The organism is Ferrovibrio sp., assembly GCF_965278975.1.
Classification (GTDB): domain Bacteria; phylum Pseudomonadota; class Alphaproteobacteria; order Ferrovibrionales; family Ferrovibrionaceae; genus Ferrovibrio.
In genome coordinates this window covers 597,537-610,035 of the sequence record NZ_OZ257126.1, presented here as the reverse complement: position 1 = coordinate 610,035, position 12,499 = coordinate 597,537, and the positions used below count along the sequence as shown (strand labels likewise).

The window sequence follows — 12,499 nt, the reverse complement described above, 5'->3', positions numbered from 1 at the left end:
GCCGCATGAAGGCCACTTGTATGACAAAAACCTAGGGAGAAAATAAAATGAAGAATCTACTGCTTGGTCTGTCTGCCATTCTTTCGCTGGCCAGTGGGCCGCTGCTGGCCAATCCGCAAGGTGTCACAAACACCACGGTAAAGCTGGGCAGCCATACCGATCTCTCGGGGCCGCTTGCCATTGGCGGCGCGCCCGCCACGCTGGCGGCGCAGATCCGCTTCGATGCCGCCAATGCTGCGGGCGGTGTTCATGGCCGCAAGATCGAATTGGTTGTAGAGGACACGCAGTATCAAGTTCCGCTCGCGGTGCGTGCCACCAACAAGCTGGTGCAGAACGATAAGGTGTTCGCTCTGTTCCATTCGGTGGGGACACAGCAGGGTCTGGCGACGATACCGATCACGGACCGGGCCAAGATACCTTACATCTTCCCGCTTACGGCTGCGGCGTCGATGGCGGAACCGCTGCATCCACTGCATTTCAGCTACTTCGTCACTTATGCCAACCAGGCAAGTGCGGCGATCCGCTATTTCTACCAGAAGGAAAAATTTGCATCCCTCTGCATGCAGACGCATTCAACGGAATACGGGGAGGAGAATCGCCACGGGATGGAAAAGGTCGCCAAGGAACTTGGCATCAGCGTCAAGCTCGTTGGCACGCACAAACCGACAGACACTGAGTTTGCTGGTGCGGCGACTGCAATCAAGAATGCCGGTTGCGACTTTGTCTATCTCGGCACCACGATCAAGGACACCATTGCGCTGTATGCCACACTCAGGAAGTTGGGTTTCCAGGGCACTATTGCTTCCAACATGCTGCCCTTCCTGCCCATTGTCCCGCAAGCAGGGGGCGGCGCCATGGAAGGCCTCCAGGTTGTTACGCCGATGGGCGCGGTCGATTGGAGCGCCGGGCCAAAGGAGCGCAAGGCGTTCTACGACGAGTATATGAAGCGCAAGGGTGAAGAGCCCTCGGTTTATGCGCTTTATGGCTGGCTTGCTGCTGATCTGACGATCAAGGCACTGGAAAATGCCGGCCGCAATTTGACGGTTGAAAGCTTCACCAAGGGTATTGAGCAGATCAAGGGCTATAAGGACCCCTTCGGCGGCCCGACGATCAGCTTCAGCCCGACGAAGCATTTTGGCGGCGACCAACTGCTGCTGTATGCCATCAAGGGCGGCAAGTGGGAGTTGATCGAGCAGAACCTGAAGTTCTGAATCGATCATCGTCAATTCTTTTATCACCCTGTACCGGCGCGGAGTTACGAAGACTTCGCGTCGGTCGCCAGGCTAACATAGTCAGTATGAGCCAAACTGGTCACGAGGAGGCGGACTTGAGGGAATTCTCCAGCCAAACCAGGCCAGATGGCGTTGCTATCATTACTTTCAATATGCCCGAACGGCTCAATCCACTGGGGCCTGAGGGGCTGCGCGACCTGGCCTTGCATCTCGAGGCATTGGCAACAGATGCAGCGGTCAGTGCGATTGTGCTTACTGGGAAAGGCAAAGCCTTCTGCTCCGGTGCCGGCCTGGATCGACTGCTAGATCTGATGGGTTCGGGAGAGACAGAAGGCTTGCCGGAGCCTGTGATTCGCAATCTCTTCGATACAGCGGTCAATCCCATCCAGAGGGCAATCGCCCGGATGCCGAAGCCGGTGGTGACTGCGATCAACGGCGTTGCTGCCGGCGGTGGGGTGGGGCTGGCGCTTGCTGGCGACGTGGTGCTGGCGGCCGAGAGCGCCAGCTTTCGACTCACTTTCGTGCCGAACCTGGCAATCGTCCCTGATCTTGGCGCCAGCTGGTTCTTCTCCCGTCTTGCCGGCCGTGGCCGGGCGCTTGCGGCAATGATGACCGGGGATGCCATTTCGGCGCGCGAGGCGCTGGAATGGGGCCTTATCTGGCGTATCGAACCGGAAGAGAAACTGCTGGATGCCGCAATTGCGATGGGACTGCGGCTCGCCGCCGGCCCTCGGCATATGTATCCGTTGTTACGGGGAGCTGTTGATGAAGCGTCGCGCAGGCTCTTATCCGACCAGCTCGATCTGGAGCGTGATATCAATGTAGAGCTTTGTGGCACGGCCGAGTTCGCCGAAGGAGTCAGGGCCTTCCTGGAGAAGCGCCGTCCACGCTTCCAGTAAAACGCAGGAACAGAATGGGGTACTGCACAAATAAAGTGGCCTTGGTAATGGGATATCCCAAACAAATCAGAATACTCCCTGCATTTTCCTGCTAGCAGGGAATGCGTGGTTGAGTACCCCTGCCGCTGACTGCCCACACAGCCACCGCTTCCCGCATCGCATTGAGAATAAAGCGCTTCTCGGCTCGAACGCACAGTTCGGGAACGTCATGCGCGGTGTGCTCCCGCATTACCTGGAAGAGAGGCGTTTTCTCTGCTCTGAGCCCTAGCCTTGGGTCCTCGGGGGGGGGGGGCTTGTGATCACAATGGCGGGCTGGCTGAGCCGACGGGATTCCGCACACTGATCGGGACCTTCTGTCCGATTGGGCTATGCGGTCTTTCTTCATTGTGGCACTGGCGCCAGCCTTCCATTTTTCAGCCGGGCGGCGTCAAGAAAACGCTTCGATGAGGGTGCCGTCTGTCGGCTTACCGGGCGGGCTGACTTTGGGCTCTGGTCAGAAAGCTTGTAAGTAAACAACCAGTCCATTTTTTGCTTTGGGTACAGCGAAACCAAACGTTCGTTCAGCTTGACTCTTCGAATCCGGCACGATTAATGTCTCTACATATAAGACACTGTCCCCATCAAAGAGACAAATCATGCCCCACGGACAACTTACCAGCGCTCGGGATGTTGAAGATTTCATCAGTGGGCTGACTATTTTTGGTACCGGCGGCGGTGGTCGTATCGATGCCGGGCGGGACGCCCTGATACCCCTGGTTGAGAAGGGGGTAGTCCTTCGCTGGCGTGACCTGGATACGGTTGGCGACGATGAGCTGTTCTGCTCGTTGTCAGGTATCGGCTCGATTGCGCCGGTCCCACCGATGACCGAGGAGCAGCTGGTATCCAGCGGCTACCCCACCAAGCAACTGACGACCCCTCCGATGGTGCTGGCCCTCCGTACGCTGGAAGCCCATCTCGGCAAGACTGTTACAGGCGTCTATCCTATCGAGCTGGGCGCTGGCAACTCCACCACGCCGCTGGCTGCGGCCATGGCGGCTGGCATCGACATGGTCGATTGCGATTGCGCCGGCAAGGCGATTCCAGAGATGTCGCAAAACCTGATCGCGCTCGCCGGAGTGCCGTTTGCCCCGGCCTCCTATGCCGATCCCTGGGGTATGTCGCTGACAGTTACAGGCTGTAATTCAACCGTGCTGGGCGAACGCCTGGGCAAGGCCATCAGTACCGTCACGAAGGCGGCCGATATGAAAGCGCAATGCGCCCGCGCGGCCTTCGTTGTCGATGGCAGGACTCTGAAGAAGCATACCATCGGCGGTAATCTGACACGCGCCTTGAACCTCGGTCGCACCATTTCCGCGGCGCGCCAAGCAGGTGAGGATCCGGTTAAGCGCATTGCAGAATATCTTAACGGCTACATTCTGCATTCTGGTCGCGTCGTCAAAAAAGTCTGGGAATCACGCGACGGTTACATGTATGGCGACCTCTACATCGAGGCGCCGAACGGCAGTCAAGCACGCATCTGGCTGAAAAACGAGAATCACATTCTCTGGATCGATGGCGAAGTGAAAGCCACGTCTCCTGATCTCATCACCATTCATGATACCCGAACCGGCGAGTCGGACACCAACACGAATATCCAGGAGGGCATGGATGTTTCCATCATCGCATCGCCTGCGCCAAAGCAGCTTCGGACTCCCGAGATATTAGCGGCACATGGTCCCCGGCATTACGGCTTCGACATTGATTATGTCCCAGTGGAGGAAAGACTGTGACGCTCGGCCTTCTGATGGCGGGTCTCAGCGACCCGCACACTCTCTCTGATTTGGCGGTCAAGGCAGAGAAGCTCGGCTTCACCGATGTCTGGATTGCCGATGAGCGTTTCTATCGCGAGGTTTACTCGCTGCTCACCCTGATCGCTACGAAGACTGAGAAAATCAATATCGGTCCGTGCGTCACCGATCCGTATTCCCGCCATCCGGCTCTCACCGCCATGGCCATTCACACGCTCGATGACATTTCCCGTGGCCGTGCCATCCTGGGCCTGGGTGCCGGTGTTTCGGGGTTCACTGAAATGGGCATCCAGCGCGCTAAACCCCCTCGCGCGATGCGGGAGGCAATCGAACTTATCCGCCAACTCTCTACCGGCGAAGAGGTTACCTATAAGGGTGAAGTCGTCCAGTTCAATGCCGGCAAGCTGGCATTCAAGCCGAACCGCAAGGATCTCCCGATCTGGGTCGCGAGCAATGGCCCGCTTGGTCAGGACATGGCCGGTTCGTACGCCGATGCCTGCATCATGGAGGGTTGCGGCAATGCTGAAGAAGCCGCCAGCATGCGTGCACGTATCGACAAGGCGGCCGTCAAGAAGGGTCGCGACCCGAAATCGGTGAAGTGCATCGTCCGTCTGAATCTATCGCTGAGCGATGTCAGCTCTGACGCCTTCGATGCGTTGCGCCTGCGTGCCGCACGGAGCCTGGCTTCTGGGCGTACCCATTTCGAAACCCTGGCCCGGCAAGGCCTGGAACTCAGCGATGCAGTCAAGGCGAAAGTCGCCGATGTTCCCTACAACGCGGGGGCGGGGCCTTACGAGATCATCAAGCAGGACGTGACTCAGGATATGGTTCGCGCCATTTCGCTCTGCGGCACTTCCGCAGAAGTCACGGCACAGCTCAAGGGCCTGTTCGCCGCAGGTATGAATGGTGTGATCGTATCTGTGCTGCCGGCCAAGGGATATGATGTCTCATCCACGATGGAGAAGTTCGCGACCGAAGTCTGGCCCGCCGCCAGCGAGGCCCTGAAATGAAGTTCACACTCCATCGGCCGGTAAGCATGTCCCAGGCCATCGACCTGGCGGCAGGGTATGCTGGGCGCTGTCGGTATATCGCTGGCGGCACGGACCTAGTGGTGCAGTTGCGCCGCGGCATCCGGGCCTACCCAGAGATTATCGACCTGTCTGGTATTGCCGGGCTGAAGCAAATCGAAAAGCATTCGACGGGCTATCAGATCGGCGCGCTTTGCACCCACAAAGATATTGAAAGCCATGCGGGCCTGCAGGCTGATTTTCCGGCCTTGTGCAAGGCGGCCCGTGTCGTGGGCGGCCACCAGGTCCGCAACATCGGCACTATCGGCGGCAACATCGCGAATGCCTCCCCGGCAGCTGATGTCGCCATTGCTCTGCTGGGCCTTGGCGCCATTGTCAAAGCCACGGGCAATGGCGGCACTCGGTCCATTGGCATTGATGACTTCTTCCTGGCTCCGGGCAAAACGATACTAAGGGAAGATGAGATCATCCAGGGTATCGCAATCCCGAAGCCCAGTGTCTCCACGGATGGCGGCAATCGCTATGCGACCGATTTCATCAAGATCGGGCGTCGCAAGGCGATGGAAATCGCCGTTGCCTCCGTCGCTGTGCTGGTGAATGCCGATGCCGACGGAAAGGTTCTGTCAGCCCGTATCGCGCTCGGTGCCGTGGGGCCAAAGCCACTGCGTGCCGTCAAGGCGGAAGCCACCCTCAAGGGGCAGCACCTAGCCGCTGCAATCATCGCGGAGGTGGCAAAAATCGCCGGTTATGAGGATTGCACGCCGCGCACAGATGTCCGTGCCTCTGATCAATACCGCCGCAAGGTTATTGAGGGCAGCGTCAACCGAGCGCTGACCAACATATCCGATGCGCTGAGAGGCTGAAATGCTCAAGGTAAAATTCGATATCAATAACAAGATTCACGACCTCGATATCGAGGATAGTGCGACACTTCTGGAAATCCTGCGCGATAAGCTTTTTCTCACCGGAACCAAGCAGAATTGTCTTGAGGCCGAGTGCGGTGTCTGTACCGTCCTCGTCGATGGAAGGGCGGTGAACTCATGCATCCTGATTGCCGCCCAGTGCGAAGGCCGGAAGATAACGACCATCGAGGGCATGGCGGACGGCGCCAAGATGCATCCGATTCAGGAGGCATTCGTCAACTGCGATGCCGTGCAATGTGGCTATTGTATTCCCGGCATGGTCATGACGGCGGCCGGTCTTCTGAATGAACTGCCGAATCCCAGCGCAGAGGAAATCCGCGAAGGATTGTGTGGCACGCTCTGTCGCTGCACCGGATACAACAAGATCGTCGAGGCCGTGCAGGCCGCAGCGCAGGCGAGACAGTAAACCATGAGCGCAGGTCTTCTGAGCAATAATCGTCTGATAGGCAGCCGCCACAAGCGCATAGATGCGTCGTTGAAGGTTCAAGGAGCCACGATTTACGCTGCCGACTTCACGCTGCCTGGAATGCTCCATGGCCGTATATTCCGCAGCAGCCAGGCCCATGCCAGAATTCTTCGTCTGGATACTTCGAAGGCTCAGGCCCTGCCGGGTGTGCGAGCCATTGTGTCCGCGAAGACCATGAAGCTCAATCTCTACGGCAATTTCATCAAGGACTTTGAGGTTTTCGCCGATGGCGAGGTGAAGTATGTCGGCCAGGCTATTGCGGCTGTTGCCGCGGATACGGAAGTTATCGCGGAGGCGGCGCTCGCTCTGATCGAGATAGAATATGAGCCGCTCCCGGCTGTCTTCGAACTAACGGAGGCCATTAAAGAAGGGGCGCCGCTGGTTCATCCAGACCTGAAGAATCTGAAAGGTCATCCGCTTGCGACGCCCGATGGCAATCAGTCGAGCGTAACGGTCATCAAGACCGGCGATGTGGAGCAGGGCTTCAAGGACAGTTACCGGGTCTACGAGCACACCTTCCGTACCGCCCCGGTGCATGCCGGCTATACCGAGCCGCGCGTGGCTGTCGGCCAGTGGACGCCCGACGGTGATGCCACCGTCTGGTCCAATGCCCAGCTACTGTTCGATACCCAGAGTAGTCTCGCCGAAATTTTCGGCATCTCACCCGGAAAAATCCGCGTTATCGTCCCGGCGATTGGCGGCGGTTTTGGCGGCAAGCTGCGCATCGGCATGGAGCATTTCGCGCTGGCTCTGGCCCATGCGGCCAGGCGGCCTGTGCGCGTGATGTCGACTTCGCATGAGGAACTGTCTGCGGCACTATTCCGGCAGCCGACGCATATCTGGCTGAAGACCGGTGTCGACAAGGAAGGGCGCATTATCGCCAAACAAGGCAGGCTTCTGGTCGATACCGGTGCTGCTTCCGGTTCCGGCCCGCTGATTGCCTCGACCGGCGCCACGTTGCTTGCTGGTCCATACAAGCTGCCCAACCTTCTTATCGAAGGGCGCTCGATTTACACCAACAACCATCCGACCGGCTCAGTACGCGCCCCGGCCGGCCCGATGTCAAACTTCGCGTCTGAATCCCAGATGGACATCATCGCGCACGATCTGGGCATCGACCCGCTGGAGATCCGACTGCGCAACATCATTCATGAGGGCGATCTGAGCCCGACCGGCCAGGTGATGACCCAGGTGGGTCTGGAAGAATGCCTGCTCAAGGCGGCTGAAGCCATCGGCTGGGACAAGCGCAACCCGGAGAAGAATCGCGGCAAGGGCCTGGCCTGTGCGTCGTGGATGACCTCCCGTGGCTCGTCGGGGGCTTATCTGAAGCTGTCCTCCGGTGGAATCTTCACCCTGATGGTTGGTGTGGTTGAACTGGGTACGGGCGCTCTGACTGGCGTGGCTCAGATCCTCGCCGAAGATCTGGGCGTCGATGTTTCCGACATCACGGTCGTCAGTGCAGACTCCCAGACCACGCCCTACGACTTCGGCTCTCAGGGCAGCCGCACCATGGTGACGGTCGCCAACGCCGCCCGCATGGCGGGAGAAAACCTGATGAAGAAGTTGCGCCCGATGGCCGCCAAGGCCCTGGGTGTAGCTGAGGCAGACCTGGAATGCGGTGGCAAAGGCTTTTCGGCGAATGGCAAGAAAGTCACCTATGCCGAACTGGCCGCCACGGCGAACATGGGGGGAGGAGGCCTGACCGCAGAGGCGAACTATATCGCTGACGTGGTTGCCCATGACCCGGCACGCGTGAGCAAGCACTACTCGCCAGCATGGCCGTCAGCGAGTTTCCATGTTCATGCCACAGATGTCAGCGTCGATGAGATGTCGGGCGCGATTACCATTAATCGCTACGTTGTTGCACAAGACGTTGGCTATGCGATCAATCCGTCGAACCTCGAAGGCCAATTGGAAGGTGGTGCGGTTCAGGGGATCGGTCAGGCGATAACCGAAGAACTCGTCATAGTCGACGGTTATGTCATGAATGCTAACATGACGGACTATAAGATGCCCACTTCCATGGACGTTCCGCCAATCGAGGTTATCCTGGTAACGCACCCTGCCGCCTCCACCCCATATGGAGCGAAGGGAGTGGGAGAGCCTCCGACCATCCAACCGCCAGCGGCCGTGGCAAACGCAGTCTTCAGTGCGACTGGCAAGCGCATCATGAGCCTGCCAATCACGGCAGAAAAGATTTTGATGCATGACTGAAGTCGCGGCCAATTTGAATGCAGACATTGACGGCAACACCGTCCTTGTTCAGTTCAATCTGAACGGCAAGGATGTACGGCTCGAGGTGCAGGCATTCGCGTCGTTGGCCGAGGTTCTGAGGGAGCGGTTGCAGCTGACCGGTACGAAGATCGGGTGCGGCAGCGCTGAATGCGGTGCCTGCACTGTCCATCTCGACGGGATTGCCGTGCCCGCTTGCGTGACGCTAGCCGCCACGATTGACGGCCGGAGTGTAACGACCATCGAGGGGCTTTCGCCGGATGGCGAGCCGACGGCCTTGCAGAAGGCTTTTCTGGAAAGCGGCGCCTTCCAGTGCGGCTTCTGTACGTCGGGCATGATGATGTCTGCCTCCGCTCTCTTGCTGCGGAACGGCTATCCATCTGATCAGGATATCAAGATGGCATTGCAGGGCAATATCTGTCGTTGTACCGGCTACGTCCAGATCATCGAAGCTGTCCGCAAGGCGTGTAGCTGATGCTTGAAGGATCTGAAAAGACTGTCGGCCGGCGCATCCCTCAGATCGAAGGCAGGGATAAGATTTTCGGTCGCTCCAAGTATACTCACGATATCTCGCTTCCCAGTATGTTGCATGGCGCAATTCTGCGTAGCCCATATGCGTCGGCAAAGATTTGCGGCATTGACACCTCGGCCGCCAAGGCCATCCCCGGCGTCCATGCCGTCATCACGGCTGCGGATTTTGCAGACGCACAATACGTCAACTACGGTGCCGGCTACTCTGATCGTCGCCCGATGGCGCTTGGCAGCGTACGGTTTTATGGTGAGGAGGTGGCGGCAGTGGCCGCCGAGACCCTGGAGATTGCTCGCGAAGCGATCCGCGCCATCAAGGTCGACTACGAGGTCTGGCAGCCCGCCCTGAACGTTTTTGAAGCAAGCGGTTCCACGGCCAGTGAGATACATCCGCCCCGGGGCGGATTGCCCAGGAATGTGGCCCAGGAAATCTCCGCAACCTTCGGCAATGTCGAGGAAGAGCTCGACAAGGCGGCCCTGATCATCGAGGGGCATTTCGAACACGGTATCGTTTGGCCGGTCTGCATGGAGACAAATGCAGCGGTCGCGTCTTACGACAAGAGCGAAGAAAAGTTGGATATCTGGGCCGGTACACAGGCCCCGTTCTTCGTCCGCAAGGAACTGGCGCGTGTCCTGCCGTTCGAGCGCGAGAAGGTCTTCGTCCGGTCTGTTGCGGTTGGTGGTGGTTTCGGCGGAAAGTCGCAGTCGCCTGAACAGATTGCCATTGCGGCACTCCTGTCGATCCGAACTTGCCGCCCGGTAAAAGTGGTGCTGAGCCGCGATGAGGAATACCTCGCGGGCAAGACCGACCACGCCAAGTATATGAACCTGCGTACGGCCGTGGATAAAGACGGAAAAATCCTTTGCAGGACGCTCGATGCCCATGTCGACAACGGCGCTTATACCCATATGGGGCCAGTCTATATCTCGGCAATGCGCCACCGCATCACGAATCTCTATCGGGTGAAGACGGCGGCGATCGAGGCTAAGCTAGTTTACACCAACAAGGTTCCGGGTGGTTCATATCGCGGCATGGGCGCACCCGGCATCATCTGGGCGATCGAGACGCAAGTCGATGAAGTTGCCGAGAAGCTCGGCCTGGACCCTGTGGAGTATCGGCGGAGCATTGCCAATCAGCCGGGCGACGAAACCATCCTGGGCTGGAAAATCACCTCCTGCGGCCTGGACGAGTGTCTGAAGCGTTCAGCTGAGCTGATTGGCTGGAAGGAGAAGTACGGCAAGCTGCCGAAGTATCGAGGCATCGGGGTTGCTTCGATGATTCATGCCAGCGGCAGTGTTCTCTATGCTGAAGGCAATTTCTCCAGGATTGGTCTGGTTGCGTATCCCGACGGAACCTTCCGCATCGGCACGCAAACGGCCGATACCGGTACAGGCCAGAATACCCTGCTTGCCCAGCTCCTGTCGGACTCCCTCGGCATCCCGATGGGCCGGATCGATGTCCTGCACATGGATACGGAAGAGAACCCTGACGACCTGGGCAGCGCCGCCTCCCGCGTGACCTTTGTCACCGGCAATGCGGTCCTCGATGCCGGCAGGAAACTGGTGGCTGCGGTGAAGGAGCGTCTGGCCATCGATTGGTCGGTTCCGGTTGATGCCATTGACTATGCAGACGGTCGGTTCAAGCGGCCGGATGCCCTGGACTTCATGACTTTTGGGCAGGCAGCTCAACGATATGGCACACTGAAGGTTGAGGGCTTCTACGAAATCGACCTGGCACGGCCGGATGCAAAGACCGGCTTTGGTAATTATGCCGCCTCGTATGCGTTTGCAGCCCAGACGGCCGAGGTCGAAGTCGACCCGGAGACCGGTCGGGTCAAAGTCCTCAAGATTGCTTCTGTCCAGGACGTCGGCAAGGTCATCAATCTTACGGCACTGGAGGGGCAGACCTACGGCGGTATCGTTCAGGGCATCGGCATGGCGCTGAGCGAGGAGGTTCTGTTCCAGGATGGACGACCGATCAACCGGTCGCTCTTCAACTACCGTGTTCCCCGGATGCTCGATACGCCGGACATCGTGGTCGAATTCGTCGAGACAGAAGAAAATCTGGGCCCCTTTGGCGCCAAGGCGGCCGGTGAGCCGACCATAAACGCCACCGTGGCCGCGATCGCGAATGCGGTTGCCAATGCGACGGGGGTTCGGTTCCACAAGCTTCCGATCACGCCGGAAATGGTTCTGGAAGCCTTGCGCAAGAAGGAAAAGGCCTCTCTGCCGGAGATGAAGTCGCTCAGCCGGTTGCGCAATCTCGAAATCGCGGCCGTACGCAGGGCTTATCCAGCGATGGCGCCGGTGATGAAAAAACTCGGCAAGGCCATCGGGACCTCGCGTGATGCCAGTGTGCCGAAGAGAATCGTCCAGGCCGACTCCATTGCGACTGCGGTTCATACGCTTGCGACGCCTGGTCTCAAGAGCCAGCTCATCGCGGGCGGCACGGATCTGATCCCCGGCATCAAGCAGGGTATCTACTCGCCCAGGCAGTTGGTTTCGGTTGGCCATATCGCGTCGATGCGGCAGATACGGCTGGATGAGGGCTTCATTCGGGTCGGGGCTGGCGTCACGTTGACGGCTCTGGCTGAAGACGAGCTTATCAACACCTATTTTCCGACCCTGAAGAATGCCATTCAGCAGATTGCGACGCCTATCGTTCGCAACCGCGCCACCGTGGCTGGCGATCTGTGCCAGGAAAAGCGTTGCTGGTTCTTCAGGTCAGCTACGCCTTGCTACCGTTTTTCCGGACCGGCATGCCCTTGTTACGCCGTGCTCGGCGAGAACAGGCACCATTCCATCATGGGAACGGGGCGATGCGCCGCGCCGTGTGTTTCGGATCTCGCGCCAATCCTGACCGCGCTGAAAGCCGATCTGGTTGTGGTCGGTCCGCGTCGAACGCGAAAACTTCTTGTTGACGAGCTCTATGTCTGGGCTGGCGAGACCGTCCTGGACCCGGATGAAATCATCACGGAAATCAATATTCCCGTGCCGTCCCGCAGAAGTGCTTTCCATTTCGAGAAATTCGCCCGCTGGGCTGGTGACTTCGCGGAAGCCTCGGCTGCGGTTGATGTGGCGGGAACCCGTGTCCGGCTCGACTATGTCGCCATCTCGCTGGGCGGCGTGGCGCCGAAGCCAATCCGCATTCCAGGCGCAGAGAATATCCTTCTGTCCGCCCCGTTATCTCATGGTCTGATCGACGAGGCTGCGAAATCAGTGGTATTCGGCGCTTTGCCCATGAAGGACAACGCCTACAAGGCGGAGTTGACCATCAATGTCGCACGGCGCGCTATTACGCGAGCAATCGAGCTTTTGTGATGCGGACTTTGCCAAATTGTGCAAATTGCTTGACGCTACGTTCGTCTCGATATTATAGACATTATTGCAAATAAAGAGACAAG

The 12,499-nt window shown here is 58.5% G+C and carries 9 protein-coding genes; all 9 read left to right on the top strand.

Annotated elements, in window-relative coordinates; genetic code table 11:
- The first annotated feature begins 47 nt into the window (after positions 1-47).
- The gene (locus tag ACQY7X_RS02895) at positions 48-1,211 is read left to right on the top strand and encodes an ABC transporter substrate-binding protein (protein ID WP_428248345.1); all 1,164 of its coding nucleotides are present in this window, start codon (positions 48-50) and stop codon (positions 1,209-1,211) included.
- An 86-nt stretch (positions 1,212-1,297) separates the two neighbouring features.
- On the top strand, positions 1,298-2,131 hold the full coding sequence (locus ACQY7X_RS02890; RefSeq protein WP_428248344.1) for an enoyl-CoA hydratase/isomerase family protein: 834 nt from the start codon (positions 1,298-1,300) through the stop codon (positions 2,129-2,131).
- A 635-nt stretch (positions 2,132-2,766) separates the two neighbouring features.
- On the top strand, positions 2,767-3,900 hold the full coding sequence (locus ACQY7X_RS02885) for a DUF917 domain-containing protein (RefSeq protein WP_428248343.1): 1,134 nt from the start codon (positions 2,767-2,769) through the stop codon (positions 3,898-3,900).
- Positions 3,897-4,928, top strand: a complete 1,032-nt coding sequence (locus ACQY7X_RS02880) for an LLM class flavin-dependent oxidoreductase (RefSeq protein ID WP_428248342.1) — start codon at positions 3,897-3,899, stop codon at positions 4,926-4,928. Before ACQY7X_RS02885 ends, ACQY7X_RS02880 begins: the two co-directional genes overlap by 4 nt.
- A gap of 26 nt (positions 4,929-4,954) precedes the next feature.
- Positions 4,955-5,809 (top strand): FAD binding domain-containing protein, encoded by an 855-nt coding sequence (locus tag ACQY7X_RS02875; RefSeq protein ID WP_428248341.1) that lies wholly within the window; start codon positions 4,955-4,957, stop codon positions 5,807-5,809.
- A gap of 1 nt (position 5,810) precedes the next feature.
- A complete protein-coding gene (locus ACQY7X_RS02870; protein WP_428248340.1) occupies positions 5,811-6,275 on the top strand; it encodes a (2Fe-2S)-binding protein in 465 nt (154 codons plus the stop codon).
- A 3-nt stretch (positions 6,276-6,278) separates the two neighbouring features.
- Positions 6,279-8,549: a xanthine dehydrogenase family protein molybdopterin-binding subunit gene (locus tag ACQY7X_RS02865; RefSeq protein WP_428248339.1), complete on the top strand. Its 2,271-nt coding sequence runs from the start codon at positions 6,279-6,281 to the stop codon at positions 8,547-8,549.
- The gene (locus ACQY7X_RS02860) at positions 8,542-9,042 is read left to right on the top strand and encodes a (2Fe-2S)-binding protein (RefSeq protein ID WP_428248338.1); all 501 of its coding nucleotides are present in this window, start codon (positions 8,542-8,544) and stop codon (positions 9,040-9,042) included. The genes ACQY7X_RS02865 and ACQY7X_RS02860 overlap by 8 nt, the downstream gene beginning before the upstream one ends.
- The gene (locus tag ACQY7X_RS02855) at positions 9,042-12,416 is read left to right on the top strand and encodes a molybdopterin cofactor-binding domain-containing protein (protein ID WP_428248337.1); all 3,375 of its coding nucleotides are present in this window, start codon (positions 9,042-9,044) and stop codon (positions 12,414-12,416) included. Before ACQY7X_RS02860 ends, ACQY7X_RS02855 begins: the two co-directional genes overlap by 1 nt.
- Positions 12,417-12,499 lie beyond the last annotated feature (83 nt).

What these genes read in the sequence shown, in the direction of transcription:
- ACQY7X_RS02895 (WP_428248345.1), top strand. Translation starts at nt 48, where the DNA reads ATGAAGAATCTACTGCTTGGTCTGTCTGCCATTCTTTCGCTGGCCAGT.
- ACQY7X_RS02890 (WP_428248344.1), top strand. Translation starts at nt 1,298, where the DNA reads ATGAGCCAAACTGGTCACGAGGAGGCGGACTTGAGGGAATTCTCCAGC.
- ACQY7X_RS02885 (WP_428248343.1), top strand. Translation starts at nt 2,767, where the DNA reads ATGCCCCACGGACAACTTACCAGCGCTCGGGATGTTGAAGATTTCATC.
- ACQY7X_RS02875 (WP_428248341.1), top strand. Translation starts at nt 4,955, where the DNA reads ATGTCCCAGGCCATCGACCTGGCGGCAGGGTATGCTGGGCGCTGTCGG.
- ACQY7X_RS02870 (WP_428248340.1), top strand. Translation starts at nt 5,811, where the DNA reads ATGCTCAAGGTAAAATTCGATATCAATAACAAGATTCACGACCTCGAT.
- ACQY7X_RS02865 (WP_428248339.1), top strand. Translation starts at nt 6,279, where the DNA reads ATGAGCGCAGGTCTTCTGAGCAATAATCGTCTGATAGGCAGCCGCCAC.
- ACQY7X_RS02860 (WP_428248338.1), top strand. Translation starts at nt 8,542, where the DNA reads ATGACTGAAGTCGCGGCCAATTTGAATGCAGACATTGACGGCAACACC.
- ACQY7X_RS02855 (WP_428248337.1), top strand. Translation starts at nt 9,042, where the DNA reads ATGCTTGAAGGATCTGAAAAGACTGTCGGCCGGCGCATCCCTCAGATC.